At 66.5% G+C, this 26,416-nt stretch carries 30 protein-coding genes; 22 read left to right on the top strand and 8 right to left on the bottom strand.

What is annotated here, in order from left to right:
• Window positions 1–42: 42 nt before the first annotated feature.
• From CXQ96_RS02780 to CXQ96_RS02745, 8 genes are all read left to right on the top strand, one after another.
• On the top strand, window positions 43–1,725 hold the full coding sequence (locus CXQ96_RS02780) for an ABC-F family ATP-binding cassette domain-containing protein (RefSeq protein WP_104116520.1): 1,683 nt from the start codon (window positions 43–45) through the stop codon (window positions 1,723–1,725).
• A gap of 115 nt (window positions 1,726–1,840) precedes the next feature.
• A complete protein-coding gene (locus CXQ96_RS02775; RefSeq protein WP_258058778.1) occupies window positions 1,841–3,061 on the top strand; it encodes an MFS transporter in 1,221 nt (406 codons plus the stop codon).
• Window positions 3,062–3,094: 33 nt separating this feature from the next.
• Window positions 3,095–4,084: an ATP-binding cassette domain-containing protein gene (locus CXQ96_RS02770; protein ID WP_104116519.1), complete on the top strand. Its 990-nt coding sequence runs from the start codon at window positions 3,095–3,097 to the stop codon at window positions 4,082–4,084.
• A gap of 89 nt (window positions 4,085–4,173) precedes the next feature.
• Window positions 4,174–4,959, top strand: coding sequence for an ABC transporter permease (locus CXQ96_RS02765; RefSeq protein ID WP_104116767.1), 786 nt, complete (start codon window positions 4,174–4,176; stop codon window positions 4,957–4,959).
• A gap of 159 nt (window positions 4,960–5,118) precedes the next feature.
• Window positions 5,119–6,066 carry an ABC transporter ATP-binding protein gene (locus CXQ96_RS02760; protein WP_104116518.1) on the top strand — a complete coding sequence of 316 codons (948 nt, stop codon included), beginning with the start codon at window positions 5,119–5,121 and terminating at the stop codon, window positions 6,064–6,066.
• Between the two features lie 2 nt (window positions 6,067–6,068).
• Window positions 6,069–6,956: an ABC transporter permease gene (locus CXQ96_RS02755; protein WP_104116517.1), complete on the top strand. Its 888-nt coding sequence runs from the start codon at window positions 6,069–6,071 to the stop codon at window positions 6,954–6,956.
• A gap of 32 nt (window positions 6,957–6,988) precedes the next feature.
• Window positions 6,989–8,311: a sensor histidine kinase gene (locus CXQ96_RS02750; RefSeq protein ID WP_104116516.1), complete on the top strand. Its 1,323-nt coding sequence runs from the start codon at window positions 6,989–6,991 to the stop codon at window positions 8,309–8,311.
• Window positions 8,259–8,966 carry a response regulator transcription factor gene (locus CXQ96_RS02745; protein ID WP_104116515.1) on the top strand — a complete coding sequence of 236 codons (708 nt, stop codon included), beginning with the start codon at window positions 8,259–8,261 and terminating at the stop codon, window positions 8,964–8,966. Before CXQ96_RS02750 ends, CXQ96_RS02745 begins: the two co-directional genes overlap by 53 nt.
• A 12-nt stretch (window positions 8,967–8,978) precedes the next feature.
• Here the strand turns inward: CXQ96_RS02745 and CXQ96_RS02740 are convergent, their stop codons facing one another.
• Both CXQ96_RS02740 and CXQ96_RS02735 read right to left on the bottom strand, forming a co-directional pair.
• A complete protein-coding gene (locus CXQ96_RS02740; RefSeq protein WP_104116514.1) occupies window positions 8,979–9,425 on the bottom strand; it encodes a hypothetical protein in 447 nt (148 codons plus the stop codon).
• Between the two features lie 90 nt (window positions 9,426–9,515).
• Window positions 9,516–10,169 carry a TasA family protein gene (locus tag CXQ96_RS02735; RefSeq protein WP_104116766.1) on the bottom strand — a complete coding sequence of 218 codons (654 nt, stop codon included), beginning with the start codon at window positions 10,167–10,169 and terminating at the stop codon, window positions 9,516–9,518.
• Window positions 10,170–10,458: 289 nt separating this feature from the next.
• Between CXQ96_RS02735 and CXQ96_RS02730 the strand changes: the two genes are divergently transcribed.
• From CXQ96_RS02730 to dnaB, 6 genes are all read left to right on the top strand, one after another.
• Complete coding sequence (locus CXQ96_RS02730; protein WP_104116513.1) at window positions 10,459–11,742, top strand: M18 family aminopeptidase; 1,284 nt, start codon at window positions 10,459–10,461, stop codon at window positions 11,740–11,742.
• A 156-nt stretch (window positions 11,743–11,898) separates the two neighbouring features.
• A complete protein-coding gene (rpsF, locus tag CXQ96_RS02725; protein WP_104116512.1) occupies window positions 11,899–12,204 on the top strand; it encodes a 30S ribosomal protein S6 in 306 nt (101 codons plus the stop codon).
• 59 nt (window positions 12,205–12,263) lie between these two features.
• Complete coding sequence (locus CXQ96_RS02720; RefSeq protein WP_104116511.1) at window positions 12,264–12,845, top strand: single-stranded DNA-binding protein; 582 nt, start codon at window positions 12,264–12,266, stop codon at window positions 12,843–12,845.
• Between the two features lie 107 nt (window positions 12,846–12,952).
• Window positions 12,953–13,192, top strand: a complete 240-nt coding sequence (gene rpsR, locus CXQ96_RS02715; protein WP_005273147.1) for a 30S ribosomal protein S18 — start codon at window positions 12,953–12,955, stop codon at window positions 13,190–13,192.
• A gap of 15 nt (window positions 13,193–13,207) precedes the next feature.
• The gene (gene rplI, locus CXQ96_RS02710; RefSeq protein WP_043442543.1) at window positions 13,208–13,657 is read left to right on the top strand and encodes a 50S ribosomal protein L9; all 450 of its coding nucleotides are present in this window, start codon (window positions 13,208–13,210) and stop codon (window positions 13,655–13,657) included.
• Window positions 13,658–14,308: 651 nt separating this feature from the next.
• On the top strand, window positions 14,309–15,685 hold the full coding sequence (gene dnaB / locus CXQ96_RS02705; RefSeq protein ID WP_104116510.1) for a replicative DNA helicase: 1,377 nt from the start codon (window positions 14,309–14,311) through the stop codon (window positions 15,683–15,685).
• Here the strand turns inward: dnaB and CXQ96_RS02700 are convergent.
• From CXQ96_RS02700 to CXQ96_RS18305, 3 genes are all read right to left on the bottom strand, one after another.
• On the bottom strand, window positions 15,682–16,104 hold the full coding sequence (locus tag CXQ96_RS02700; RefSeq protein WP_223263100.1) for a MarR family winged helix-turn-helix transcriptional regulator: 423 nt from the start codon (window positions 16,102–16,104) through the stop codon (window positions 15,682–15,684). The genes dnaB and CXQ96_RS02700 overlap by 4 nt on opposite strands.
• A 236-nt stretch (window positions 16,105–16,340) precedes the next feature.
• Complete coding sequence (locus CXQ96_RS02695; RefSeq protein WP_104116509.1) at window positions 16,341–17,219, bottom strand: DUF2382 domain-containing protein; 879 nt, start codon at window positions 17,217–17,219, stop codon at window positions 16,341–16,343.
• A 290-nt stretch (window positions 17,220–17,509) separates the two neighbouring features.
• Window positions 17,510–17,650 carry a hypothetical protein gene (locus CXQ96_RS18305; protein WP_181036334.1) on the bottom strand — a complete coding sequence of 47 codons (141 nt, stop codon included), beginning with the start codon at window positions 17,648–17,650 and terminating at the stop codon, window positions 17,510–17,512.
• On the opposite strand from CXQ96_RS18305, the gene CXQ96_RS02690 reads away from it, so the two are divergent.
• Together CXQ96_RS02690 and CXQ96_RS02685 are read left to right on the top strand one after the other, a co-directional pair.
• Window positions 17,649–17,924, top strand: coding sequence for a hypothetical protein (locus CXQ96_RS02690; protein WP_146070796.1), 276 nt, complete (start codon window positions 17,649–17,651; stop codon window positions 17,922–17,924). The two genes, CXQ96_RS18305 and CXQ96_RS02690, sit on opposite strands and share 2 nt — an antisense overlap.
• A complete protein-coding gene (locus CXQ96_RS02685) occupies window positions 17,911–18,504 on the top strand; it encodes a cysteine hydrolase family protein (RefSeq protein WP_104116507.1) in 594 nt (197 codons plus the stop codon). The genes CXQ96_RS02690 and CXQ96_RS02685 overlap by 14 nt, the downstream gene beginning before the upstream one ends.
• 147 nt (window positions 18,505–18,651) lie before the next feature.
• Here CXQ96_RS02685 and CXQ96_RS02680 read toward each other — a convergent pair whose 3' ends face one another.
• Genes CXQ96_RS02680 through CXQ96_RS02670 form a run of 3 tightly spaced genes read right to left on the bottom strand, consistent with a single transcriptional unit; the run spans window position 18,652 to window position 20,626 of the window.
• Entirely contained in the window at window positions 18,652–19,347 is a 696-nt protein-coding gene (locus CXQ96_RS02680) for a DUF3618 domain-containing protein (RefSeq protein WP_104116506.1), read from the bottom strand.
• Window positions 19,344–19,796 carry a phage holin family protein gene (locus CXQ96_RS02675; protein ID WP_104116505.1) on the bottom strand — a complete coding sequence of 151 codons (453 nt, stop codon included), beginning with the start codon at window positions 19,794–19,796 and terminating at the stop codon, window positions 19,344–19,346. The genes CXQ96_RS02680 and CXQ96_RS02675 overlap by 4 nt, the downstream gene beginning before the upstream one ends.
• Window positions 19,796–20,626: a hypothetical protein gene (locus tag CXQ96_RS02670; protein WP_146070795.1), complete on the bottom strand. Its 831-nt coding sequence runs from the start codon at window positions 20,624–20,626 to the stop codon at window positions 19,796–19,798. Before CXQ96_RS02670 ends, CXQ96_RS02675 begins: the two co-directional genes overlap by 1 nt.
• Before the next feature lie 282 nt (window positions 20,627–20,908).
• On the opposite strand from CXQ96_RS02670, the gene CXQ96_RS02665 reads away from it, so the two are divergent.
• From CXQ96_RS02665 to CXQ96_RS02640, 6 genes are all read left to right on the top strand, one after another.
• On the top strand, window positions 20,909–21,790 hold the full coding sequence (locus CXQ96_RS02665) for a manganese catalase family protein (RefSeq protein ID WP_104116503.1): 882 nt from the start codon (window positions 20,909–20,911) through the stop codon (window positions 21,788–21,790).
• Window positions 21,791–21,823: 33 nt separating this feature from the next.
• Window positions 21,824–22,282 carry a DUF4383 domain-containing protein gene (locus CXQ96_RS02660; protein WP_104116502.1) on the top strand — a complete coding sequence of 153 codons (459 nt, stop codon included), beginning with the start codon at window positions 21,824–21,826 and terminating at the stop codon, window positions 22,280–22,282.
• A 218-nt stretch (window positions 22,283–22,500) separates the two neighbouring features.
• Complete coding sequence (locus tag CXQ96_RS02655; protein WP_104116501.1) at window positions 22,501–23,535, top strand: iron-containing redox enzyme family protein; 1,035 nt, start codon at window positions 22,501–22,503, stop codon at window positions 23,533–23,535.
• Entirely contained in the window at window positions 23,484–23,792 is a 309-nt protein-coding gene (locus CXQ96_RS02650; protein WP_308662378.1) for a CDGSH iron-sulfur domain-containing protein, read from the top strand. Before CXQ96_RS02655 ends, CXQ96_RS02650 begins: the two co-directional genes overlap by 52 nt.
• Window positions 23,793–23,943: 151 nt before the next feature.
• Window positions 23,944–24,702 (top strand): LamB/YcsF family protein, encoded by a 759-nt coding sequence (locus CXQ96_RS02645; protein WP_104116500.1) that lies wholly within the window; start codon window positions 23,944–23,946, stop codon window positions 24,700–24,702.
• Window positions 24,703–24,712: 10 nt separating this feature from the next.
• A complete protein-coding gene (locus tag CXQ96_RS02640; protein WP_104116499.1) occupies window positions 24,713–26,338 on the top strand; it encodes an urea amidolyase family protein in 1,626 nt (541 codons plus the stop codon).
• Window positions 26,339–26,416: the final 78 nt, after the last annotated feature.

The raw sequence follows: 26,416 nt of genomic DNA, 5'->3' as shown, positions 1-26,416 counted from the left end.
CCGTCGACGCAGCGGGTCCGTTCCGGATGGAACACTGGACTCGTGGCACATCTCGACGTATCAGGTATCGACTACTTCCTCTCCGACGGCAGGCAACTGCTCAACGGCGTCGCCTTCAAGGTCGGTGACGGCCACAAGACGGCGTTGATCGGGCCGAACGGTACCGGCAAGACGACGCTGCTGCGGATCATCTCCGGCGACCTCGCGCCCGACGAGGGTTCCGTGAGCCGGTCGGGAAGCATGGGTATCATGAGGCAGTTCGTCGGCCAGGTGCGCGACGACACCACGGTCCGGGATCTCCTGGTCACCGCAGCCCCGCCGGTCCTGGCCGCGGCCGCGAAACGCGTCGAGGACGCCGAGCTCGCCATGATGGAGGCCGACGACGAGCCCACGCAGATGAAGTACGCGCAGGCCATCGCCGATTGGGGCGATGCCGGCGGCTACGAACTGGAGACCACGTGGGACGAGGTCACGATGGCCGCCCTGGGAATACCCTTCGACCGCGCGCAGTACCGTGCGGCGTCGTCGCTCTCCGGTGGAGAGCAGAAGCGGCTCGTGCTGGAAGCACTGTTCTCCGGGCCCGATGAACTGCTGCTCCTCGACGAGCCCGACAACTACCTGGACGTTCCGGGCAAGCGCTGGCTGGAGGCGAAGCTCCGCGAGTCCAAGAAGTCCGTCCTGTTCGTCAGCCACGACCGGGAGCTGCTGGCCAACGCCGCGACGCGCATCGTGACGCTCGAACCCGGTGTGCTGGGAGCGTCGTCGTGGACCCATGGCGGCGGTTTCGAGACCTACCTGAAGGCGCGCGAGGACCGGAACGCTCGGTTCGAGGAACTGCGCAAGCGCTGGGACGAGGAGCACATCAAGCTCAAGGAACTCGTCAACATGTACAAGAACAAGGCGGCATTCCGGTCCGACATGGCCAACAGGTACCACGCAGCGCAGACCCGCCTCGCGAAGTTCCTCGAGGCAGGGCCACCCGAAGCAATCCCGCTGGAGCAGAACGTGTCCATGCGCTTGCAGGGTGGCAGGACCGCCAAGCGTGCCGTCGTCGCCCAGAAACTCGAACTCAGCGGCCTGATGAAGCCCTTCAGCACGGAGATCTGGTTCGGGGACCGGGTGGGTGTCCTGGGCTCGAACGGCTCGGGGAAGTCGCACTTCCTGCGGCTTCTGGCGGCCGGCGGGTCCGATCCGGACAAGGAGCACATGCCGGTGTCGGAGGTCGACATCGCGCACGTGCCCCACGAGGGTTCGGTGAAGCTCGGGGCCCGCATCCGGCCCGGGTTCTTCGCGCAGACACACTCGCGCCCCGACCTCCTCGGGCGCACCCTCATCGACATCCTGCATCGTGGCGACGAGCACCGGTCGGGCCTGGGCCGCGAAGCCGCATCAGCGGTGCTGGACCGCTACGGACTGGCACCGCAGGCGGAGCAGCCCTACGACTCCCTGTCCGGTGGCCAGCAGGCTCGCCTGCAGATCCTGCTGCTCGAACTGTCCGGTGCGACCCTGCTGCTGCTCGACGAGCCGACGGACAACCTGGACCTGCATTCGGCGGAGGCCCTCGAGCGTGCGATCGGCGCCTTCGAAGGCACGGTCATGGCCGTCACCCATGACCGCTGGTTCGCGCGGAGCTTCGACAGGTTCCTCGTCTTCGGGTCGGACGGCAAGGTCTACGAGACCAAGGAGCCCGTCTGGGACGAGAACAGAGTCGTCCGGGCACGCTAGGGCGCCGCTCGTCCACAGTCCTTCCACAGCCTTGTCCACAATCGGTGGATAACTCCGCGGCGGTTGTAACGGGCGGCGTTTGTGGTGCGACGTCACGCCCGCCTACGGTTGCAGGGTGAAGCCACCCGTCCGATCCGCCGTGTTCGCCACCTATGCCATCTTCGGACTGAACGGCCTCGTCTTCGCCAGTTGGGCCGCCCGCATCCCCGCTGCCTCCAGCACGCTCGGCCTGGGATCCGGGCAGATGGGGAGCCTCCTGCTGATCGGCGCCGTCGGCTCCGTGCTCTCCCTTCCGCTGGCCGGCGTCGTTGCCGCCCGCTTCGGTACCGCGAACACGGTCCGCCTCGGTGGAACCGCTGCCGCTCTGGGCGCGATCGCCGTCGCATCGGGACTGGGGGCGGTCTCGGTGCCCCTCGTCGCCATCGGCCTGTTCCTCTTCGGGTGCGGCATAGCCCTGTGGGACGTGGGCCAGAACATCGAGGGAGCCGACGTCGAACGACGGGTCGGGCGCACCATCATGCCGCGGTTCCATGCGGCGTTCAGTGGAGGGGCCTTCGTGGGCGCGCTGATAGGCGCCGGCCTGTCCGCTCTGGAGGTCGGACTGCCCGCTCATCTGGCGGCTGTCGCCGTGCTCAGCCTGGTCGTCTCGCTGTGGACGCCGCGATACTTCCTGCCCGAGGAGAAGGAAGTGCCCCAAGCCGTCGGAACGGAGCAGCAGGGGTCCAGGAGCAAGGGATTCGGTGCGTGGGCAGAGCCGCGTACCCTCCTGATCGGGCTCGTGGTCCTGGGGGCGGCACTGACAGAGGGCGCGGCGAACGACTGGGTCGCGAAGGCCAGTGTGGACGGTCTGGGGACCACCGAGAGTACGGGTGCCATCATGTTCGCGGTGTTCGTGGCCGCCATGACCTCGCTGCGATTCGTGGGCGGAGGCCTGATCGACAGGTTCGGCCGCGTCCGGGTGCTGCAGGCCAGCCTCGGCTCGTCCCTCGCGGGACTCGTCCTGTTCGTCGTCGCCCCGACCGTTCCGCTCGCCGCCGTCGGCGCCATTCTCTGGGGTGCGGGGGCGGCGCTCGGGTTTCCCATGGGCATGTCGGCCGCAGCGGACGAACCCGAGCGCGCGGCCGCGCGTGTTTCCGTGGTGTCCACCATCGGCTACACCGCATTCCTCGCCGGCCCACCCCTCATCGGCTTCCTCGGTGACGTCGTGGGCATCCGCAACGCGCTGCTCGCCGTCGGGGTCGCCGTCCTGGCGTCCTTCCTGGTCGCTCCCGCCGCCCGGGAGCGCTCCGACCACGCGCCCGAAGCATTGCGGACAGGTTCTGACCGAAGTCCCTAGGAGAGCCGCCGTGCTGGTCCTACGCTGTGCAGCATGGCAATCATCGAGGCACAAGGTCTGAAGAAAACCTACTCGTCGAAGAGCGGGCCGGTCCCCGCTCTCGACGGCATGGATCTCTCCGTTCCGCAGGGCACGGTCAAGGCCCTCCTGGGGCCGAATGGCGCGGGTAAGACGACCGTCGTGAAGATCCTGACCACACTCATCCAGCCCACGGCGGGTACCGCACACATCGACGGTATCGACGTCGTCCGTGACCCCAAGGCAGCCCGTCGCATCATCGGTGTCTCCGGCCAGTACTCCGCCGTGGACGAGAACCTCACCGGGTTCGAGAACCTCGACATGGTCGGCCGGCTCTACCACCTGGGTGCTCGCGAGTCACGGCGCCGTGCGCAGGAACTCATCGACCAGTTCGAACTCACCGAGGCCGGCAACCGCCCGGTCAAAGGCTTCTCGGGCGGCATGCGGCGGCGGATCGACCTCGCCGGGGCCCTCGTCATCAACCCGAAGATCCTCTTCCTCGACGAGCCGACGACGGGCCTGGACCCGCGCAGCAGGCTCTCGCTGTGGGGCATCATCAAGGAGCTCGTGCGGGACGGCACCACGCTGCTCCTCACCACGCAGTACCTCGAGGAGGCGGACCAGCTCTCCGACGACATCACCGTGATCGACGGTGGCAGGGCCATCGCGGAAGGTACGGCAGACCAGCTGAAGGCGCAGATCGGCGGGCACCGCGTCGTGGTGTCCCTCGTCGATGCCGCCGACGCCGCATCAGCCCGCGAGATTCTGGGACGTCACGGTTCCGGGGATCCGGTGGTCGGCGGCGACGGCCGCAGCATCGAGGTGACCGTCAACGAGGGCCCACGGGCCCTCCAGTACATCCTGTCCGAGCTCGGCGAGCGCGGCATCGAACTGCACGACGCCGGCATGAGGCGCCCAAGCCTCGACGACGTCTTCCTGCAGCTGACCGGACACCGCGCGGAGGACACCGAGGAAGCGTCGCACCAGAAGGAGCCTGCAGCATGAGCGTACTGGCGCCGAACGACCGGCAGCCCGACAACCAGCACTCCCGCCCTGCGGGGGCCGGTGCTCCGCAGCAGCCGTCGGACGTGTCGATGTGGTTCTCCGACGGATGGACCGTCACCAAGAGGAACCTCATCAAACTCAAGCGATCGCCGGACATGCTGGTCTTCGCCGTCCTCCAGCCGATCATGTTCGTGCTGCTCTTCAGCCAGATCTACGGAGGTTCCATCCAGGTCGAGGGGAGTGACTATACGCAGTACCTCATGGCGGGGATCTTCGCGCAGACCGTGATCTTCGGTTCCACCTTCTCCGGTTCCGCCATGGCGCAGGACCTGAAGGACGGCATCATCGACCGCTTCCGGACGCTGCCCATGAGTTCCTCCGCCGTACTCGTGGGCCGGACGAACAGCGACCTCGTGCTGAACACGCTCTCGGTGGTCATCATGATGGGCACCGGAGCCCTGGTCGGCTGGCGCGTCAACACCTCCCCGGCAAGCATGGTCGCGGGGATAGGGCTTCTGCTCCTCTTCTCCTACGCCTTCAGCTGGGTCATGGCACTCCTCGGCATGTCGGTGAAGTCGCCGGAGGTCATCAACAACGCATCCTTCATGATCCTGTTCCCCCTGACCTTCATCTCCAACGCTTTCGTCCAGGCCCAGAATCTACCCGGGCCGCTGGAGACCTTCGCGAACTGGAATCCCGTGTCGGCGTTGGTGCAGGCGGTCCGAGAGCTGTTCGGCAACACGGGCACCGTCCCCGTCCCGGATGCGTGGCCCATGCAGAACGCGGTCCTCACGGTCCTGGTCGGAGCGATCCTGATGCTGGTCATCTTCGTGCCCCTGTGCATCAGGAAGTTCGCCTCGATCAGCAGCCGCTGATGGAGTGTCCTGTGCCGGCAGCAGTCGTCCGAAAGACGTACTGCTGCCGGGGCAGTGATCATCCCTGGGGGCGGTGACCGGCCGCGGTCCCCGACCTACTGTTGATGACAGGAGCCGCACCAGCGGCACGGAACGACGTCGACAGGCAAAGGACGCACCATGATCGAGGCACAGGCCCTCTCGAAGCGCTACGGCGCGAAAGCGGCGGTCGACGCCGTCTCGTTCACCGTCCAGCCCGGAAGGGTGACGGGCTTCCTCGGCCCGAACGGAGCCGGCAAGTCCACCACGATGCGGATGATCGTGGGCCTCGACAACCCGAGTGGCGGGCACGTCACCGTCAATGGCAAGCCCTACGCCCAGCACAAAGCCCCACTGCGCGAGGTGGGCGCGCTCCTGGACGCCAAGGCCGTCCACACCAAACGCTCGGCCTACAACCACCTCCGCGCCATGGCAGCGACCCACGGCATCCCGAACAGCCGCGTGAAGGACGTCATCGAGCTCACCGGCCTCGGTCCCGTGGCGAAGAAGCGGGTCGGCGGCTTCTCCCTCGGCATGGGCCAGCGGCTCGGTATCGCAGCCGCCCTGCTCGGTGATCCCCACACGGTGATCCTCGACGAACCCGTCAACGGGCTCGACCCGGAAGGCGTCCAGTGGGTCCGCCACCTGGCCAAGGGCCTGGCAGCCGAGGGCCGCACCGTCTTCCTGTCCTCGCACCTCATGTCGGAGATGGCCCTCACGGCAGACCATCTGATCGTCATCGGTCGCGGACGCATCATCGCCGACGCGCCCATCCAGTCGATCATCGACGGGCAGGGCAGGGCCCGCGTCCGCGTGCGCGCCGACCGACCCCAGGACCTCCTCGCGAGCCTCGCGGGAGAGGGCGTGACCTCGCAGGTGCTCGAGCCCGAACTGATCGAGATCACCGGAGTCGACGCCCGCCGCATTGCGGAGGTCGCGCTGCGCGACCGCGTGCTCGTCTACGAGCTCACTCCGCTGCAGGTGTCCCTCGAGGACGCTTATATGCAGCTCACCCAGACAGAAGTCGAGTACCACTCACACTCCCTGCCCGACGCCTCCGAGGCCGTGGCTCCACTGGAAGGACGCTGACCATGGCAACCTCGACATCAAGCGCGCCGGCTCCATCGCGGCCGCGCCAGCACCGCGAGACCGGCCCGGGTGTGAACTTCGGCCGCGTCATGAAGTCCGAGTGGATCAAGGTCACGACGGTTCCCTCCACGGTCATCCTCATCGTCTCCACCGTCGTCGTCATGGTGGGACTCGCGGCGCTGTTCGCATGGTCGCTCACGATGATGGCCCAGTCCATCAACGACCCGAGCGTGCCTGCAGAATTCCGCACACCCACCGAGGGCCCCGGGAGTCCGGGTTTCCAGGCGTTGACCACGCCGTCGTCGGGGCTCGCCTTCGGTCAGCTGCTGATCGCGTCCCTGGCTGTGGTCCTGATCGCCTCCGAATGGACCACCGGAATGATCCGGTCCACCATGGTCGCCGTGCCGAAGCGCGTTCCGGCTCTCCTGGCCAAGACGGTCATCATCGCAGTCGTCGCCTTCGTCGTGGGGTTCGTGAGCGCGCTGGTGTCCTACCTCGTTGCCCAGCCCATCCTCCGGGGTGAGAACCTGGACTTCGCGCTGAGCGAGGACGGCGTCCTGGCGAGCGTCATCAACACCGGTACATTCCTGGCACTCGTCGCGGTGATCTCGATGTCCATCGGCATCCTGCTCCGCAACACCGCCGGTGGCGTGGTCACCGCCGTCGGCATCTTCTTCGTCCTGCCGATCATCGTTCAACTCCTCTCCGGCATCGCCGACTGGATCCCGGACGCCGCGCGATTCCTGCCGGCGGACGCGGGGGAGCAGATGGTTGCCGTCGAGGTCGCCGAGGACGCCCTGACCCAGTGGCAAGGCGGGCTCGTCATGGCCGCCTGGGCCCTCGTACTCCTGGTCATCGCTCTCGTGGTCGCCAAGAAGCGGGACGTGTGAGAATCCCCGAACACCTTTCATGACCCCCGCCCATGAGTAACAGACTCTCGGTGGAGGGAACCGCGGAACGAACGGCCGCGGTTTCCTTCACCGAGCTCAACGCCCGCCGGTTGGGTCCCCTGCGGCGGTTCTTCCGCAGTCACCCGAGGGCTATGGACGCCGTCGTGGTTCTGGCGTTCCTCCTGGTGGCCTTTCCCAACGCGCTCTTCCTGATCCTCGAGGACGGCAGCTGGCTGGGGCTGCCGGGCATCGTCCTCGCGGCGGGCGCCTTGGTGTTCCGTCGGCGCCACCCGATGCTCGTCCTGGCGTTCGTCGCCCTGCTCGATCCACCCGTCAGCTTCCTCACCGATGGTGCCGGCAGCGTAGCGGTCGCCACCATGATCGCGCTTTACACCGTGGCAGCGACCTATCCACTGAAGAAGGCACTGCTGGCGGCGGGCGCGGCCGTGATCCTCTCGGTGGGGGCACTCTTCCTCATTCCCGTGGGGATCTTCGCCGATGCCCCGGGAGTGATCTGGCTGCTGAGCGGGTTCGTCGTCATGTTCCTCGCGATCGCCGTCGGAGTCGGCGTCACGGTGCGGCGCGATCGCGAGCACGAGAGTGAGTTGCGGGAGTGGGCGGCCCGCAACGCCGAGCTGGCCTCGGCGGGAGAGCGGAACCGCATCGCCCGCGAGATGCACGACGTCGTCGCTCACTCGCTCACCGTCATGGTGGCGCTCTCCGACGGAGCAGCCGTCGTCATGAAGCGCGACCCGGGCCGCGCGGTCGCGGTCCTGCGGGAGCTGTCGGGCACCGGACGCACGGCGATCGCAGACATGCGACGCGTCCTGGGTGTGCTCCGCGCCGAGGCCGCCAGTGAGTCGCTCGAGCCGCTACCGGCGTCGAGCTCCCTGGCGCAGCTCCTCGACGGCTTTCGTGCCGCGGGCCTGCCCCTCCGGGTGACCACCAGCGGCCCGCGGTTGCCGGATGACCCGGCGTTCCAGCTGACGGTGTACCGGATCCTGCAGGAGTCGCTGACCAACGTACTGCGCTACGGCAAGGGGGTTACGCTGGTGGACATCTCGATCACCAGGACGGGCAAAGCCGTGTCCCTGCGCGTCGCCGACGACGGTCGCGGAGCTATGGGGCCCGTCGTCTCCCTCGGCTCCGGGCAGGGCATCGCCGGGATGCGCGAGCGGGCCGCGATCTATGCGGGCACGGTCGAGGTCGGAAGCCGTCCCTCGGGTGGGTGGCTCGTCGAAGTGGATCTGACAGTCCCCGACACCGACGACGGGTCGGGACACGAACGGGGGAAACAGAAAGATGACAGCGCACGACATCACGCCGGATACGCCGATCAGGGTCCTGCTCGCTGACGACCAGCCGCTGCTCAGGATGGGATTCCGGCTGATCCTCGAGGGGGAGTCCGACCTGGAGATCGTGGGTGAGGCCTCGACCGGTACCGAGGCCGTCCGCCTTGCCGCTGAACTGCTGCCGGACGTCGTGCTGATGGACGTGCGGATGCCCCAGGGCGACGGGATCGAGGCCACACGCCAGATCACAGCCTCGGGGTCCTGCTCGCGCATCATCATCCTGACGACGTTCGACCTCGACGAATACGCCTTCGCGGGCCTTCAGGCGGGTGCTTCCGCGTTCCTCCTCAAGGACGTCGCCCCCGAGGACCTGGTGCACGCGGTACGTGTCGTCGCCAGCGGGGATGCCGTCGTCGCCCCTCGCGTGACACAGCGCCTGCTTGAGACGTACGTCAGGTCGTTGGCCCCGGCGCACCCGGCCAGGGTGCCCGACCGCCGGCTCGGCGAACTGACGCCGCGGGAGCGTGAAGTGCTGGAGGCGATCGCCGAAGGGCTGTCCAATGCGGAACTGGCCGCACGCTTCTTCCTGTCCGAGGCGACGATCAAGACGCACGTGCGGCGGATCCTCACCAAGCTCGATCTCCGGGACCGCGTGCAGGCCGTCGTGTATGCGTACGAGAACGGGATCGTGGTGCCCGGTCCTGCCGGTCCGCACTGATCCTTTTCCTGATCAGGGACAGGTGAGCACGCGCTCGAGGTTCTGTCCCGTCCAGGTGCCCACGTTCGCCCGGATCCGCAGCGTGTAGTTGCCGACGGTGCTCGACGAGCGGGTGATCGCCGTGGAGCGGGTGTTCGCCGCGAGGTTGTTGGTGGTGACCTGCCCGTTGGGTGCCGTCAGGGACACGGTGTAGCCGGTCGCGCGATTGACGGCACCGAAATCCGTCAGGTTCACCGTCATCGACAGCTTGTTCGTGGTACAGCTGAAGTTGCCCGTGACACCGGCCGGAGCTGGAATCGCGTAGGTGCCGACCGTGACCGGAGCCACTGCAGCGCCGGAGAACGCGGCCTGCGCGACCGTGGGCGCCCAGGTGAGGACGATGACTCCGAGGAGCACCTGGACGACGAAGCGAACCAGGCGCAGCGGGCCCAGCCGGCGTGCGGCGCGGTGCTGGCTCATGCTCGTCCTTCCTGGTGCGGTCTCGGTCCGGCGGTGTCGTGCACGTGGCCCGGGCTCCTGGTGGGGGTCAGGACACCGGGCCACGTCTGGCTAGCGGCTGGTTGCTGCGCGCTGGGTAGCCGTGAAGGCGAAGTCGACGGTGCTGGTCAGGCCCTGGAAGGTGTTGTCCGCAGCGGTGGGCAGAGTGGCGGTGATCCGGAGGTTGTCGGCCTTGCTGCTGTTGGGGTTGGTGATCGACGCCAGGTTGGAGAGCACGACATCGGTCCCGATGATCGGGCGGGTCGGCAGGACACTGGTGATCGTGCCGGCGCAGGTGTAGGTGTAGGCAGGCGCCGTGCCGGCTTCGGTCCAGGGCACGCTGCAGGCGTCGACGGCGACCTGCAGGCCGTTGATGCCGTCGGTGGTGAGCTTGGAAGCGGGAGCCGCGGCAGTGGTGCTGAGAGTGACGCCGCCGAAGTTCTGGTTGCCGGTGTTCGACAGGGTGGCAGCGCGCTGAATGGTGTCGCCGGGGATGACGCCGACGGCGGGGACCGTGAGGCGGTTGGCTGCGGTGCCGGTCGCGCCGAGTTCGATCTTGACGGAGCCGGCTGTGACGGTCTCACTGGCGGACGTCGTGGACGTGAAGGAACCGTAGGTTCCGAGACCCGCAACCGAAGCAGCCACACCGAGGAGGGCGACGGAGGCGAGGACCTTACCGGACGTGGACTTCATGTTGATTCGTGAGCTGCGAGCGGTGCGTGCCATGAGGTTGACCCTTTTCGTGAGTGCTGCGGTGGTTGGTATGCCTTCTCCGGTCTCCTTCGGATCCCGGTGCTTCTGATACCAACTCTGGAAGGCGCAGCTAAACCCGAACCTGCGCATGCTGCGAACCCTTGCCGAAAGAAAACCGAAGACCGTGCGGAAACCGAAGGGAAGGAGAAGAAATACCGTGCCGGACATGAGACCGCGCCGGAGACGGGAACACGGGGCCGAGGCCGCTGCTCGGGCGGAGGCGCCTCCGGAGCTGCGGACCACCATCTGGTTGAATCGGGGGATGAGTCCATCCACAGCGCACATCCAGGACCTCGCGGCCTATGTCACCGCGTCACCGTCGAGTTTCCATGCCGTGGCGGAAGCAGGCCGGCGCCTTGCCGCCGCCGGGTTCCGTCGGCTCGAGGAGCGGGACGCCTGGGACGCCTCGACCGGGTCCTTCTACGCCATCCGGGACGGTGCGCTCATCGCCTGGGTGGTTCCCGAGAGCGCTGGTGCCACCACGGCTTTCCACATCCTGGGTGCCCACACGGATTCCCCGTCGTTCAAACTCAAGCCCAAACCGACCACGGGCAAGTACGGATGGCTGCAGGCCGGTGTCGAGGTGTACGGCGGGCCGTTGCTGAACTCCTGGTTGGACCGCGAGCTCGCGCTCGCCGGCCGGCTCACGTTGCACGACGGAAGCGAACACCTCGTGGCCACCGGGCCGTTGCTGCGATTCCCACAACTGGCCATCCACCTGGATCGTGCGGTGAACGACGGCCTGGCGTTGGACAAGCAGCGACACCTGAATCCTGTCTGGGGGTTGGGAGAGCCGGCAGACGCCGATCTCCTCGGGATGCTGGCCGGAAGCGCAGGTGTCCGTGCTGAGGACATCGGCGGATTCGACGTGGTCGTCGCCGACACGCAGGAGCCTCGGGTCTTCGGCGCCCGGGGTGAGTTCTTCGCGTCCGGGCGGCTCGACAACCTCTCCTCGGTGCACGCCGGGCTCACGGCGCTCATCGATACGGCGTCGACCGGCCCTTCGGACGGGCCGATCTCAGTCCTCGCGGCATTCGACCACGAGGAGGTGGGCAGCGGCTCGCGTTCCGGAGCAAGTGGCCCGTTCCTCGAAGACATGCTCCTGCGGATCGCCCTGGGTCTCGGCGCAGGGACCGAGGAGCGCCTGCGTGCCCTGGCGTCCTCGTTCTGTGTCTCGGCGGACGCAGGACACGCGGTACACCCGAACTACGCCGAGCGGCACGACCCCGTCAACCTGCCTGTGCTGAACCAGGGACCACTGCTGAAGATCAACGCGAACCAGCGGTACACCACGGATGCGCCGGGCGCCGCCTACTGGGCTGCACTGTGCCGGGCCGCCGGCGTGCCGTACCAGGAGTTCGTGTCGAACAACGTGATGCCCTGCGGGTCGACCATCGGGCCGCTGACCGCCACCCGGCTCGGCATCCGGACGGTCGACGTCGGGACGCCGCTCCTGTCGATGCACTCGGCCCGCGAGCTCTGCGGCGTGGAGGACCCCGGCCACCTCGCGACGGCCACGACGGCGTTCTTCCGCGCTGGACAGTAGCTCGGAACCGCCTCCCTTGAATCGTCCGGTATCATTGATACGTCTGTGCCACAACCGGTCGGCGGTTCATACTGCGACGGCGGCCGGACCAACGCTAAAGAACCTCCTGTTGCGGAAGGACCGCGACCGTTTAGCCCAGAGGAGGTGGGTTCACACATGCGTGCATATGAATTGATGGTAATCATCGACCCCGACGTCGAGGAACGCTCCATCGACCCAACACTGGACAAGTTCCTGAATGTCGTCCGCAACGGCGGCGGCACAGTGGACAAGGTGGATATCTGGGGACGCCGGCGCCTCGCGTACGAGATCCAGAAGAAGACCGAAGGCATCTACGCCGTCGTCAACTTCACCGCGACTCCGGCCGTGGCTGCTGAGCTCGACCGCCAGCTGAGCCTCAACGAGACGATCATGCGCACCAAGATCATCCGCCCCGAGGAGCAGAAGGTTTCCGCCGAGTAGTTTCGGCAGATTCCTCATCCACCCATCCCGCTCCTGCGGGAAGTGACTAAGGAGGCACCATGGCAGGCGAAACAGTCATCACGGTGATCGGCAACCTCACCAACGACCCCGAATTGCGGTTCACGCCGTCGGGTTCGGCGGTTGCCAACTTCACCATCGCGTCCACTCCCCGCACCTTCGATCGCCAGAGCAACGACTGGAAGGACGGCGAAACGCTGTTCCTCCGTGCGTCGGTCTGGCGCGAGGCTGCGGAAAACGTTGCAGAGACCCTGACCAAGGGAACCCGCGTGGTTGCCCAGGGCCGACTCAAGTCACGTTCGTACGACACCAAAGAAGGCGAGAAGCGCACCGTCATGGAGCTCGAGGTGGACGAGATCGGTCCATCCCTGCGCTATGCGTCGGCGAAGGTCACCCGTACCCAGCGCTCCGGCGGCGGGAACGGTGGCGGTTTCGGCGGCAACTCCGGTGGCAACGCCGGCGGTGGCGGTTTCGGTGGTAACTCCGGCGGCTCGAACTCCGGTTCGGGCTGGGGTGGTGGTGGCCAGCAGGCCCAGCAACCCGCGGATGATCCCTGGGGCGCTCCTGCGGGTGGTAACTCGCAGGGCTGGGGCAACGGCCCCGACTCCGAGCCTCCCTTCTAGGCAGCAGGGTCCCGTTCCCGGGACCCCTGCCGCAGTTCCTCGTGGAACTGGCAATTCCCATCCCGCAGAATCGTTCTGCGGGCTCCAACAGAAAAAGGAGCACCACGATGGCTAAGGCTGAACTCCGTAAGCCCAAACCAAAGTCCAACCCCTTGAAGGCCGCTGACGTCACCGTCATCGACTACAAGGACGTAGCACTGCTGCGCAAGTTCATTTCCGATCGTGGAAAGATCCGCGCCCGTCGCGTCACCGGTGTGACGGTCCAGGAGCAGCGCAAGATCGCCCAGGCAATCAAGAACGCCCGCGAAGTTGCGCTCCTGCCGTACTCCGGCGCTGGCCGCGGCTAGGGAAAGGGACACACTATGTCGAAGCTCATTCTGACCCAGGAGGTCACCGGACTCGGTGCCGCAGGCGACGTCGTCGAGGTAAAGAACGGTTACGCACGTAACTACCTTCTGCCCCGCGGTTTCGCCCTGATGTGGAGCAAGGGTGGCGAGAAGCAGGTCGAGTCGATCAAGGCTGCCCGCTCCGCCCGTGAGCACGCATCGCTCGAGGACGCCCAGCGCCAGGCTGCCGCACTGTCGGCGAAGCCTGTCACCCTCACCGTCAAGGCGGGTGGCTCCGGCCGCCTGTTCGGCACGGTCAAGGCCGACGATGTCGCGAAGGCTGTCGAGGCCGCGGGTCTCGGCAAGATCGACAAGCGCAAGGTGGAGCTCCCGGCTCATATCAAGTCGGTCGGTTCCTATCAGGCCAACGTCCGTCTCCACGAGGACGTAGCAGCCGTCATCGATCTGGACGTCGTCGCGAGCTAGCGCTCGTTGCTCTGCCAGATCAGAACCACCAGAGAAAGCCCCCGCACAAGCGGGGGCTTTCCCTGGTTAAGGACTCTGCGTCCACCCGCATGAGGCCGGAGCCGTGTCGCTGTCCATGCCTCCTCGCGACTACTCGCGGGGGTGCTCGAGCCGCCGGCGCTTTCCTCAGCCTCCTTTCAAGTACTGCTTCGTGCATACGCCCACGTCCACCGGTTCTGGTGCTGGGTAGCGCCCCGGACGGAGTGTGGCGCAGCGGCGATATGTGCGGCTAGGGAACCTAGCGAAGTGGTTTCCCGAGAGTTGTCAACAGCACGCCTGTGGATGAGGGCCGACCGAAACTAATTCCGCTCCACAGGCGGGGGATAAGGTTTCCGCAGGTCAGGGGCTACTTCGAAGCTACTGAAGATACTTGTCCACAGAGTTCTCCCCATCCTGTGCACAATACTTCCTGCTTAATCCACAGCTTATTCACACTTACCCACACCCCCTGTTGGCACCGCGCTTTGTGGTGCTCGGCAGGAGGGCTAGCGTTGCGGGAGATTCCCAATAGTGAGGGTGTCGGGTGATAGGCCTGTCCTGTCGGACCCGGCCCGGGTGTCCGGCGGTGCGCTACGGCGACCGCCGCTTCGACAGTAGGAGAGAGGCCCTTCAGTGTCCCTGGCACATGCAGATTCATCATCGGACACACGTACCCCGGAGTTCTCGCGCACGCCCCCGCAGGACCTCGTCGCGGAGCAGTCGGTACTCGGCGGGATGATGCTCTCGAAGGACGCCATTGCGGACTGCGTCGAGGTTCTCCGGGGTATCGACTTCTACCGGCCGGCCCATGAGAGCATCTATGAGGCGATCATCGACCTGTACGGGCGCGGGGAGCCCGCCGACGCCGTCACGGTCTCGGACGAACTCACGAAACGCGGGGAGATCTCGCGCATCGGCGGACCCGCCTACCTCCACACGCTGATCCAGTCCGTTCCGACGGCGGCCAACGCCGGATTCTACGCGGAGATCGTCCGTGAACGGGCGGTCCTCCGCCGCCTCGTGGACGCAGGCACCAAGATCGTGCAGCTCGGCTATTCCAACGACGGCGAGGTGGATGACCTCGTCAATGCAGCGCAGGCCGAGGTGTACGCGGTAGCCGAGCGCCGGACGGCCGAGGACTACGTGGCTCTCAAGGACATCATCGAGGGAACCGTCGACGAGATCGAGTCCGCCGGGCACCGCGGGGAAGGTATGACGGGGGTGCCCACCGGTTTCTACGAGCTCGACGAGCTCACCCAGGGGCTTCACGGTGGTCAGATGATCGTCGTCGCGGCCCGTCCCGCGATGGGGAAGTCGACCTTCGCCCTGGACTGGGCGCGGTCGGCAGCCATCAAGCACAACATGACCACCGTCTTCTTCTCGCTGGAGATGGGGCGGAACGAGATCGCGATGCGCCTTCTGTCCGCCGAAGCCACCATCGGTCTCCAGGACCTGCGGAAGGGGACCATCAAGGATGAGCAATGGGGGAAGATCGCCACGACCATGGGTCGTATGAACGACGCTCCGCTCTTCATCGACGACAGCCCGAACATGTCCCTCATGGAGATCCGGGCGAAGTGCCGGCGCCTGAAGCAGCGGCATGACCTGAAACTCGTGGTCCTGGACTACCTGCAGCTCATGTCCTCCGGCAAGCGCGTGGAGTCCCGCCAGCAGGAGGTGTCGGAGTTCTCCCGCGCCCTCAAGCTGTTGGCGAAGGAGCTGAACGTGCCCGTGGTCGCCCTGTCCCAGCTCAATCGCGGTTCCGAGCAGCGAACGGACAAGCGCCCGCAGGTCTCGGACCTTCGAGAGTCGGGATCGATCGAGCAGGACGCCGACATGGTCATCCTGCTGCATCGCGACGACGTCTACGACAAGGAGTCGGCGCGTGCCGGCGAGGCGGATGTGATCGTGGCCAAGCACCGAAACGGACCTACCAAGACCCTGGTGGTCGGATTCCAGGGGCACTACTCGCGCTTCAACAACATGGCCGCCGACGGCGGGGGCTACTAGTCCTTCTTCGGACCGAGCTCCTGGATGACCGTCTTCAGCCGGTCGCGCAGGTCTTCGGACGCAAGGCCGTCCTCGGCCATGAGTTCATGCTCGATGTTCTTGGCGCGTTCGAGTGCCTTGAGCCCCGCCGAGGTGATGGTGATCCTCTGACTGCGCCGGTCGGCGGTGTTGCGGAGCCGTGTCACGAGGCCGCGCTTCTCGAGGCGGTCGAGGGTCCGCCCGACCGTCTGCGCCTGCACGTGGACGAGCTGCGCCAGGCGGACCCCGGTAAGGGTTCCTTCCCGCTCCAGTACTCCCAATGTCGTCAGCCCTGCGTGCGTGATGCCGATGCTCAGGAGCTTCTCGTTCCATGAATGCTCGACGATGCGGGCCGCGGTCGTTAGCAGGCGGCTGGTCGACCAATCGTTCAACTCCGGCACGATGGCGATTCCTTCCCCTCGGTTGTACGCGGTGGATGCGCTTGTTCCTTCTACTTACTCTAGACAACTTCGCCCCAAATAGACAGCAGGCTTATTATCGGGTGGCCGGGTGGCCGGGTGGCCGGGTGGCCGGGCGGTCGATGCTGCCGCTACGACCGGCGCGCCCGGCGGCACGCGCCACAGGGGACGACAAAGGGCCCGGAGCTGTGCCCCGGGCCCTTTGCGGCATCGATCGATTAGAGGTTGTTGCCTCGGCGGGTATCATCCGCGCCGTCGATCTCGATCTCTTCCTTGCGGACCTCTCCGCTCACCGTCTCGTTCGTCGTGACGGTCTCCTTGTCCAGGCGCACGCGCTCGACGGGAACCGCTTCCTTCTCGACCACGGGGCGCTCGGCGTGAAGCGTGACCTCGTGCTCCTCCTCACTGATGGCAGGGCCGTCGTAGGCGTCTCCGCGGTTGGCATCCGTGATGGGCTCGCGCTCGACGCGGACCTCCTCGTGGCTCACGGGTACGGTCTGGGTGACGTTCTCGCTCACGACGTACTTGCGCAGTCGTGCGCGGCCTGCCTCGCGGCGTTCCGTGCCGACATGGAGCTGCTCCTCGGAGCGCGTCATGGCGTCATCGGTAGTGGGGCCGGAGGTGTCATGACCGACCGTTGCACGGTCCGTGCCCGAGTAGCTGCTCGTGTCGGTGTCGGTGACACCGGCGTGGCGGCCCGAGGTGGTGTCGATGTCGACGTCACGCTCTCCCTGGCCGACGGTGCCGACCGTCGTCGTGTCGCTGTAGTCGGTGGTGCCGCCGCCGATCTCGTAGTGGCGGTAGAGGCGATCCTCTTCCTCGGGGCTCAGGCTGCCGTCCGAGTCGATCCGGGGGGCGTCCTTGACCTGGTGCTTGGTGTAGGGCACGCGGACGTCGTGGCCTTCGATGTCCGCGCCCTGCAGCGGGATGAACGACTCCGATGTTCCGAAGAGGCCCGTCTTCGCCGTGACCCAGCTGGGCTCCCCGGTCTGGTCGTCGAGGTAGACCTGGCCGATCGAGCCGATCTTCTCCCCGTCGGAACCGAGGACGTTCCCGCCGTTGCCGAGCAGGGTATCGATGTTCTCCTGAGCGATCATTACCTTCTCCTTCTGAGCATTCTCACTGTGAGGGGTATGGGATTCACGGTTATAGGTTCCATTGGGACCGAAGCCCTTCGAACCACCGGTCTCTAGAGTAAGCATACTTAGTAGTTAATTGGAAGCATGCTTATCGTTCCTCTCCGGATCCCGGCACAGCACGATGTGTGCTGCGCGGTCCGTGCCGGAGCCTGCAGCTTTCATCGTGATCGGGGCTTCCGTATGATGGCGACAAGGTCCAGCAAGCGGCCGAATGTTCCCCGGACGGACCAGGTTCGACGCCGGGGCCGTCATGCAGATTCTTGATGGAACGCCGAGTACCAGCCGAGCAGGATGGCCGGCGCCAGGTCGACGTCCTTCGCGGAGATCACGCTTCGGGCCCGGACAGCGCGCTTGGTTCCGTGCGCCGAGCCCACCGAAAGGGCAGACATGTCAGCTACTCGTACTTCCCCCATCAGCGATCTGATGGTGGCCGCTGCGGACCTCGAGGATGCCGAGTTCGAGCGCGACAGGCTCGCCATGGCCTTCGGAGACACCATCAGGCAAGCGCTGGCCGCGGGCCATACGCACGCGCAGATCTCCCGCGCCGCAAACGTGCCCGAGGCAGAGGTCCGTCGCCTCGCGGATGTGCCATCAGCAGGTGCCGAACCAGTCCTCGACGGCGTTTCATTCCCTACTTCAAGGACGCCGGATGCGGCAGTCTGACCCCGGCTCCGGGGACGGCCGGACCGCAGGCAGCACTGCCCTGCTCGTGATCGACATGCAGAACGCATTCTTCGAGGACGAGAAGCTCGGGACCGCTCAGGAAACGCTCGTCGCCGCGTGCAACGGCCTGATCGCGGCGGCCCGGACCGGTGGCGCACCCGTGCTGCTGGCGAGGACCGAGCACCTGCGTGACCGATCGACGTGGACCCTGTCGATGCGCGACGACGACCAGGGCTTCATCTTCCGGGGCACCCATCAAGCGGAGTTCGTGGAGGGCCTCGACGTCGAGGGTATTGAAACGGTCACGAAGACGCGCGACAGCGCTTTCTTCGGCACGGACCTCGCTGAAAGGCTCCGAGCCCAAGGTGTGGAGAGCGTGGTGCTCGCGGGAGTGTCCACGCACAACTGCGTCGCTCATACGGGAGCCGATGCCTTTGCCCAGAATTTCCGGGTGAGCTACGCGCTCGACGCCATCGGCAGCACCAACGACGACTACGCCGCTGCCATGCTGGAGATCCTCTCCGTCGAGTACAGGCAGTCGATCATCGGCCAGGAGGAGGCGGAGGCGCGGTTCGGCTGACCTTCGTGGCTGGAAGCAGCACCCCGCTCACCGGAGAGCTACGAGAGCTACGAGCGCTCCGCGCTCGCTGACGCATGCGGAAGCCCTGCCCTGACGACAGGAAGGCCGCCGGGTCGTCCCGGCGGCCTCCCTCCCATCAATCAGGTGTCAGCTCTGCTGAACGCTCGACTTCGCGTCCTGCGCGCTGCCCTTGACGTCACTGGCTGCGTGCTGGCCCTCGTCCTTCACCGTCTGGACCGACTCGGCGGCTGTGTCCTTCACGGACTGGACGGCCTCCTGCGCGGGCTCCTTGATGTCCTCGACAACCTGCTTCGCGGCTTCGGTCACCTTCTCCTTCAGAGGGGCTGCCTGCTCCTTGAGCTGGGAAGCGGCCTGCTGCTCCTTCTGGCTCGAAGGGATGAGCGAGGAGACGAGCAAGCCGGCGCCGAATGCGATCAACCCGGCGGCGAGCGGGTTGCCGGCGGCCTTGTTCGAAAGCTGGCGGGGTGCACCCTGAACGGCGTGACCAGCCTGCAGGGCCTTGTCCTTCGCGGTTCCGGTGGCCGACTGGGCGGCTCCCTTCCCACTGCCGGCTGTGCTCTTGAAGCTGTCCTTCACGCCCCCGGCCCTGTCGGACACCGAGTCCTTCACATCTCCGGCCGTTCCCATGACGGAATCCTTGACGTCCTCGGCTTTGCCCATGACGGTCTCCTTCACATTGCTGAAGCTGTTCTTGACCTTCTCGGTCTGACGGTGGGCGATGTTGGCGGGGCTTACCTTGTCCGCCACCGCATCCACGTCTGTACCCAGTTCCATGCGGGTGCGTTCGATATCTGCGCGAATCTCATCTGGTGTCTGGCTCATCGTGTGTGCTCACCTGGTTTCAGTGTCGGCGGAATCTCTTTGACGGTCTCCGCTGTCTGGGGGAGACCCTTGACCTTCTTCATTTCCTTCTTGCCCTGCATGGCCAGCACCGCGGCAATGATGCCCCAGATGACGGCTACGATGACGGCGGCCCAACCGATCGGCATGAGCGCGTCGAGGCCCCACATGAGGGCGAGAGACAGGAACAGGAGGACGAAGTGACCGCCGACCGCGGCACCGGCGAACATGCCGGCACCCTTTCCGGCATCCTTCGCCGACTCGGTGGCTTCGGCCTTTGCCAGTGCGACTTCCTGGCGCATGAGCTTCGAGAGGTCCTTGGTCACCTCCCCGAGCAGCTCGCCCACCGACGCGTTGGCAGAGCGCTGCTCGGCCTCCGACGGTAGGGGAGCGGCGGCCTGGTGGGAGCCGCTCGTATATGCCTCACTCATCAGCGCAGGCTCCCGTCATTCGGAAGGGTGCCGACGGGAGGGGTTCCCGGCGGGATGGTGGGGTAGTCGTCAGCGGGGTCCACGAACGCAGGAGTCGGCTCGGCGACGTGCTGGCCGCGGGTGGTCTCACCGAAGGTGGCGGTGGCGGGGGTGCCGCTGTAGAGGCCGGAATCCGACTCGGAGTAGGTGGGGTAGCTTCCGGTTGCCGTCGAGTCCTGTGTGCCGCCGGAGGTGCTGTTCGACTCCCGGTTGCCGGTGAGGCCCTTCGTGAGTCGGCCGACGACGAGGCCGGAACCTGCTGCGATGGCGAGGAAAGCTCCCGGCTTCCGGCGAGCGAAGGCCTTGACGTCCTCGAGGATGTCAGCGGCGTCACGGCCCTCGAGCCAGCCTGCGGCGGAGCTCGTGCGCTGGGAGGCCTGCTGGACGAGGCTGGACACCATCTGGTTGTCCGACTTCTCCGCCATCGACTTCAACTCATCGGAGATGCTCCGGATGCCCTCGGTGATCTTCTGCTGCTGCGTGCCGGCCTGGTTCTTGACCTCGGAGGTCACCGTGCCGAGCAGGTTCTTTGCCTGCGAGCCGGCTTCGGCTGCAACGTTCTTCGCCTCTGAGGCGGCCGTGCCTGCCACGTTCTTGGCTGCTTCCTTGCCGTCCTGGCCTACCTGCCTGGCCTGGTCCTTCGCGACCGACGCCTTCGAGTCGCCGGAGCCTGTCGAGCCACCCGTGAATTCCGCGGTGCCGAGCTCGTGGGTTCCGAGGTCCGAAGTGGACGACTCGGTTCCGGTGGTGGAGGGAACCAGGGGATCCTGCGGCCAATTCTGCGTAGTCATGTTCATTCCTAACGTTGATATTGCCGTTGTAGCGGACGCTCCATCGTGATGTTGCGCGATGGTCCGGCATCTCGTGCTGGACTTATCACTGAAGCTAAGCATGCTTACATTCCCCGATGCAAGCTCTTCCCGGAAATACTGCAACATCTAAATAAGTACGCTTAGTATCTTCCATAAATCCTAGGTGCGCGGTTAGCGTCGGATCAAGAGGACCCTCGGTGGCCGCTTCCAGAAGGAGCGGGGATCACCCCGGGTGGTCGCTACGTGGGGAGGTAACCACCCGTGTTTTTCCACAAGCAAGAACTTCAGTACAAGGCCAGCCCGGACAAGCCCGATGCCATCTATGCGCGCAAGCTCCAGGAGGTGCTCGGCGGACAGTACGGCGAGATCACCGTCGCGCTCCAGTACAGCTTCCAGGCCTGGAACGCCCACATCCCAGGGAAGTACCGCGACCTGCTCTTCGGGATCGGTGCCGAGGAGATGGGCCATGTGGAGATGCTTGCGACCATGATCGCCCAGCTGCTCGAAAAGGCGCCCCTGGGCATCACCGAGGATTCGATCCAGGCTGATCCCGCCATCGCTGCCGTCATCGGCGGCACGGACATGCAGCAGGCCATCGTCGCCGGAGCCGGGGCACGTGCCGCGGACAGCAACGGCAACCCCTGGCAGGGCAGCTACATCACGGCGAGCGGAAATCTGCTCGCAGACTTCACCGCCAACGCGAACGCCGAGATGCAGGGTCGGCTCCAAGTGGCCCGCCTGTACCACATGACCGACGACCACGGTATCCGCGACATGCTGTCCTTCCTCCTGGCACGCGACACCATGCACCAGAACCAGTGGATCGCAGCGGCGAAGGAACTTCAGGAGGCGAAGCTGGAAGAGCTGCCAGTGCCGAGCAACTTCCCCATCAAGAAGGAAGCACGCGAGGTCTCCTACCAGTACCTCAACTTCTCCGACGGCAAGGCCGCGTCCGAGGGCAGCTGGGCCTCCGGCCCGACCCCTGACGGCAAGGGAGAGTTCACGTATCACGAGGGACCGACGACGAGTGCCCCGATGCCGCCGGCGACGCATCCCGACTCGCGCTTCTACGGCACCACGGAGATCCCGAACACCGTCGAAAAAATGGCGGGAACCATCCAAGATAAGCTGAACCGCGAATAACTTATCGCCCTACCCGAAGAGAAGGAGATCGTCATGACAAGTACGAACAACCGTACGGTGGACCACGGCCGCACGAAGGTACAGCGCGCTGCGCAGGTAATGGGCATCGTGTTCCTGCTGGTCGGCATCCTGGGATTCATTCCCGGTATCACGTCCAACTACGACACGATGAAGTTCGCAGGCCACGAGTCGGAGGCGCATCTGCTCGGAATTTTCCAGGTGTCGATCCTCCACAACATCGTCCACCTGCTGTTCGGCATCGCAGGCCTCGCAATGGCGAAGACCGTCTCCGGAGCGCGCAACTACCTGCTGGGCGGCGGCATCATCTACGCCATCCTGTGGATCTACGGCCTCGTTATCGGCCAGGAGTCCGGAGCGAACTTCGTCCCCCTCAACGGTGCGGACAACTGGCTGCACTTCCTGCTGGCCGTCGCGATGATTGCGCTTGCGCTCCTGCTCACCCGCAATGACCGCACCGGGGCTCGCGCCTGATTCAACCGGAATCCCGTTCCAAGGAGCGGATCCGTGCGGCACGAGTGCTGCTGACATGACACGACGACGCCGGACCGGCGGTCCCCGTTGGGGCTCGCTCGGTCCGGCGTCGTCGTGTTCGGCCCGTGAAGGGCCCGCTCCACAGCATGGGGATACGAAGTACGCTTAGCATCAACGCCCCTCCCAGTGGGGCGCGCAGCCGAGAGAGAAGGACCTCGATGAAGCAGCCGTCACCACGAGGAGACATCAGTGCCCTCGTCCTGGCCGTGATCAGCGGTACCGCCGAATCGCAGCAGGAACCGCTTGCCCGACTCGATCGGCTGGTCGAGAGCGCCGTCGCCGCAACGGCTGACATCCTGCACGACGACGACCTCCAGCTGGCGCTCTTCTGCCAGTACGAGCTGCACTACAGCGGGATCGACGAGGCGGGCGACGACTGGGAGTGGAATCCCGATCTCCTGCGGGTGCGGCACCGGATCGAGGCGGCCCTCGAGGCCAGGGTGCGGGACGAAGTGGTCCTCGGCAGCCTGCCCGAAGCAACGAGCGAAGCGGTCTGCCAGGAGCTGTTCCGGATGACCGGAGAGGACTCGGGCCCCAGCATGTCCCGCTTCGTGGCGAAGTCCGCCACGGAGGAGCAACTGCGTGAGTTCCTCGTGCACAAATCGATCTACCAGCTCAAGGAGGCCGACCCGCACACCTGGGTCATCCCGCGGCTGGCAGGGCGTTCGAAGGCCGCGATGGTCGAGATCCAGGCCGACGAATACGGCAACGGCCTGCCGGCCCGGATGCATTCCGCGCTCTTCGCCCGCACCATGCGTTCACTCGGTATGGATGACACCTACGGCGCCTACCTCGATGCAGCCCCTGCAATCACCTTGGCCGTCAACAACCTGATGTCCCTGTTCGGCCTGAACCGTCGGCTTCGGGGCGCGGTAGTCGGTCACCTCGCTGCGTACGAAATGACCTCCTCCCAGCCCAACCGCCTCTACTCGCGCGGGTTCAAGCGCCACGGGTACGGCGAGGACGCCACGGAATACTTCGACGAACACGTCGAGGCCGACGCCGTGCACGAGCAGATCGCGGGAAGGGACATGGCCGGCGGCCTGGTGGAATCCGACCCCCGCCTGCTGCAGGACGTCCTCTTCGGCGCAGCTGCCGGACTCGCCGTCGATACCCTCATGACTGTCCACATCATGGAGGCGTGGGAGTCGGGACGCTCGTCGCTGCGTCCCTCGGAATCGATGGCCTCGTGAGCGACGAGTCGCCGTCCGACGGTGCCGACCCGGCACCGATGCGTTCCTTGAACTCGGGCGAGGGCGCCCCCGCCTCCGTTGTCGCCTGCCCGAACGGGCCGCTCCTCATCCGCGGCGACTTCGAGCTCGTCGGCCCGGACGGCGAGGAACTGCCGCGCACGCGGCGCACTGTGGCGCTGTGCCGATGCGGCGCGTCGGTGCTGAAGCCCTACTGCGACGGGTCCCACAAGCTGATCGGGTTCAGATCCGAACCATGACAGCCCGCGCCCCGGTGCGCCGTCCTTCGATACCGCGCGTCCGCACCTGCGATCCCGCGCCGCCCGAGTGCGGCAGGCAAGCCGTAGGTGCGATCTGTTGGACAATGCGGAGCGGTCGGGCAAGCTTGGAGGCACACGGGAGGGAGGCCAGATGGCGGCGATCGATCTGAACAGCGACGTGGGGGAGTCCTTCGGTCATTGGACGTTCGGGGACGATGCACGCATCATCGAGTCCGTGTCCAGCGTCAATGTGGCCTGCGGCTTCCACGCCGGTGACCCCAGCGGCATCCGGGCGACCTGCGCGGCGGCTGCAGCCGCCGGTGCCTCCGTCGGAGCCCACCCGGGATACCGGGACCTGGCGGGCTTCGGGAGGAGATTCATCGACGTCGACCCCGTCGAACTGACGAACGACGTCGTCTACCAGATCGGCGCGCTCCAGGGGCTCGCACGTGCAGCCGGCACCTCCGTGCGGTACGTCAAGCCCCACGGAGCGCTCTACAACGCGATCGCGGTACATGAGCGGCAGGCTCGCGCCGTGGTGCAGGCCGTCCTCGAGGTGGACGATTCCCTGCCACTGCTCGTGCTGCCCGACACCGTGATCGAGGAGCAGGCGCGCTCGGCCGGACTGCGCACGGTGGTCGAGGCCTTCGCCGATCGCGCCTACACGCCGGATGGTGCCCTCGTGTCCCGGCGCGAGCCGGGGGCGGTCCTCCACTGCGAGTCCGACGTCGTCGATCACGTGCTGCGGATGGCGACGGAGGGAGAGGTGGTCGCGATCGACGGATCCCGGATCCGGTTCGCAGCCGAGAGCATCTGCGTTCATGGAGACACTCCGGGTGCCGTCGCGATGGCCGCAGCAGTGCGGCGGGCGCTGGTCTCGGCGGGTGTGACGGTCGGTGCCTTTGCCTGAGCCTGCCGACGTGAGTCGCCCGGCGGAGCTGCTCCTCCGGCCGGTCGGTGATCGCGCGCTGCTGGTCGAGCTCCCCGGTTTGCCGGAGGTGCTCAGCCTGCAGGCCCACCTCCAGGAGCATCCGGTCGACGGTCAGGTGGATGTCGTCGCTGCTGCCTGCACCGTGCTCGTGACCGTCCGGGAGGCGCGGCAGATCGCCGCCCTTGCCGCGCACCTGCGATCCATCGATCCTTCCCTGCCGTCCGAGCAGGGGGACTCGCTCGTCACCATCGAGGTGCAGTACGACGGCGTCGACCTCGCCGACGTCGCCCGGCGTACCGGCATGAGTGAGGAAGCCGTGGTCTCAGCCCATACCGGCACGCCGTGGGTGGCAGCCTTCGGGGGCTTCGCCCCTGGTTTCGCCTATCTCATCGGGGGCGATCCACGGCTGGAAGTGCCCCGGCAGGACTCGCCGCGGACGGTGGTACCGGCCGGTTCGGTGGCACTCGCAGGACCGTACTCGGCTGTCTACCCGCGTGAATCCCCGGGCGGATGGCAATTGATCGGGCGGACGGCTGTTGTGCTCTGGGATACGCACCGCGCCGAACCGGCGCTCATCCGACCCGGCACCACAGTGCGGTTCACGGCGGTGCGCGAGCTGGTGGAGATCCCGGAGCAGGCGATGCACGTCGGGGGGCTGTCTGCCGCTCCCGGTACGGCGGTTGCATCGGTTGTACCCGGCTCCGCCGCCTCAACCCGGCCGGCTGGCGCGCAGGGAGGCCTGACCGTCGTCGATCCCGGCCTCTACAGCACCGTGCAGGACCTCGGCAGGCCAGGACTGATGGACCTCGGGGTCGCAGGGGCCGGCGCTCTCGATCGCGCAGCGCTGCGGCAGGCCAACCGGCTCGTCGGCAACCCGGCCGGCTCCGCGGTCATCGAAAGCCTCAACGGCGGTCTCGCGCTCGAAGCGGAGGAGGACCACGTCCTCGCCGTCACCGGGGCCGAGGTGGACCTCACGGTCAGGACGCCCGACGGCGTCGAGCGCTCGCCGTCCCTGTGCGCGCCATTCCTCCTGCGAAGCGGTGAGGTGCTGCGGCAGTCCCCGCCGGTGGCCGGACTGCGCGCCTACACGGCCGTGCGCGGCGGATTCGCCACGGAGCAGGTGTTGGGTAGCCGATCGACGGATTCACTGTCCGGCCTCGGGCCGCCGGCCCTGGCGCGGGGAACGGCCCTGCCGGTAGGTCAGGAACGGCCCGGATCCGCCGTGGGTGAGCCGGAGGCTCCGAGGCGTGCCGGGTCCCCCGAGGTGCTGCGAGTGGTCCCCGGTCCGCGGGACGACTGGTTCGATGACGGCGCCGTCGCTCTCCTGTGCAGCACGGACTGGGCCGTTTCAGCGCAGTCGAACAGGATCGGTCTTCGGCTCACCGGTCCTGCCCTGACGAGGACGCGTGAAGGCGAACTGCCGAGCGAGGGGACAGTGCGCGGTGCACTCCAGGTGCCGCCGTCGGGCCTGCCGCTGCTGTTCCTCGCGGACCACCCGGTCACGGGCGGCTACCCCGTCATCGCCGTCGTCGTCTCCGCCGACCTGGACCGCGCCGCCCAGTTGCCCCCTGGAGCGCTGATCCGCTTCGCCCTCGCCGGTTCCGGGAGCGCCTAGCTGTACGGGGTCAGGACGTTGGTTGCAGTCGGCTGATCGGGGGGTTGCCTCCGAGGGCTGAGTGGCGTCGTCCAGTGT

This window comes from Arthrobacter sp. B1805 (assembly GCF_002929745.1).
GTDB lineage: Bacteria > Actinomycetota > Actinomycetes > Actinomycetales > Micrococcaceae > Arthrobacter_D.
This window is presented reverse-complemented; position numbering and strand designations above follow the sequence as displayed.

Coding starts and splice junctions, on each gene's coding strand:
- CXQ96_RS02770 (WP_104116519.1), top strand. CDS start 3,095: ATGGCAATCATCGAGGCACAAGGTCTGAAGAAAACCTACTCGTCGAAG.
- rplI (WP_043442543.1), top strand. CDS start 13,208: ATGTCGAAGCTCATTCTGACCCAGGAGGTCACCGGACTCGGTGCCGCA.
- CXQ96_RS02740 (WP_104116514.1), bottom strand. CDS start 9,425: ATGAGCCAGCACCGCGCCGCACGCCGGCTGGGCCCGCTGCGCCTGGTT.
- CXQ96_RS02735 (WP_104116766.1), bottom strand. CDS start 10,169: ATGGCACGCACCGCTCGCAGCTCACGAATCAACATGAAGTCCACGTCC.
- CXQ96_RS02720 (WP_104116511.1), top strand. CDS start 12,264: ATGGCAGGCGAAACAGTCATCACGGTGATCGGCAACCTCACCAACGAC.
- CXQ96_RS02670 (WP_146070795.1), bottom strand. CDS start 20,626: ATGACTACGCAGAATTGGCCGCAGGATCCCCTGGTTCCCTCCACCACC.
- CXQ96_RS02690 (WP_146070796.1), top strand. CDS start 17,649: ATGTCAGCTACTCGTACTTCCCCCATCAGCGATCTGATGGTGGCCGCT.
- CXQ96_RS02755 (WP_104116517.1), top strand. CDS start 6,069: ATGGCAACCTCGACATCAAGCGCGCCGGCTCCATCGCGGCCGCGCCAG.
- CXQ96_RS02675 (WP_104116505.1), bottom strand. CDS start 19,796: ATGAGTGAGGCATATACGAGCGGCTCCCACCAGGCCGCCGCTCCCCTA.
- CXQ96_RS02685 (WP_104116507.1), top strand. CDS start 17,911: ATGCGGCAGTCTGACCCCGGCTCCGGGGACGGCCGGACCGCAGGCAGC.
- CXQ96_RS02660 (WP_104116502.1), top strand. CDS start 21,824: ATGACAAGTACGAACAACCGTACGGTGGACCACGGCCGCACGAAGGTA.
- CXQ96_RS02680 (WP_104116506.1), bottom strand. CDS start 19,347: ATGAGCCAGACACCAGATGAGATTCGCGCAGATATCGAACGCACCCGC.
- CXQ96_RS02765 (WP_104116767.1), top strand. CDS start 4,174: ATGTGGTTCTCCGACGGATGGACCGTCACCAAGAGGAACCTCATCAAA.
- CXQ96_RS02655 (WP_104116501.1), top strand. CDS start 22,501: ATGAAGCAGCCGTCACCACGAGGAGACATCAGTGCCCTCGTCCTGGCC.
- rpsF (WP_104116512.1), top strand. CDS start 11,899: ATGCGTGCATATGAATTGATGGTAATCATCGACCCCGACGTCGAGGAA.
- CXQ96_RS18305 (WP_181036334.1), bottom strand. CDS start 17,650: ATGTCTGCCCTTTCGGTGGGCTCGGCGCACGGAACCAAGCGCGCTGTC.
- CXQ96_RS02730 (WP_104116513.1), top strand. CDS start 10,459: ATGAGTCCATCCACAGCGCACATCCAGGACCTCGCGGCCTATGTCACC.
- CXQ96_RS02760 (WP_104116518.1), top strand. CDS start 5,119: ATGATCGAGGCACAGGCCCTCTCGAAGCGCTACGGCGCGAAAGCGGCG.
- CXQ96_RS02645 (WP_104116500.1), top strand. CDS start 23,944: ATGGCGGCGATCGATCTGAACAGCGACGTGGGGGAGTCCTTCGGTCAT.
- CXQ96_RS02750 (WP_104116516.1), top strand. CDS start 6,989: ATGAGTAACAGACTCTCGGTGGAGGGAACCGCGGAACGAACGGCCGCG.
- CXQ96_RS02745 (WP_104116515.1), top strand. CDS start 8,259: ATGACAGCGCACGACATCACGCCGGATACGCCGATCAGGGTCCTGCTC.
- rpsR (WP_005273147.1), top strand. CDS start 12,953: ATGGCTAAGGCTGAACTCCGTAAGCCCAAACCAAAGTCCAACCCCTTG.
- CXQ96_RS02695 (WP_104116509.1), bottom strand. CDS start 17,219: ATGATCGCTCAGGAGAACATCGATACCCTGCTCGGCAACGGCGGGAAC.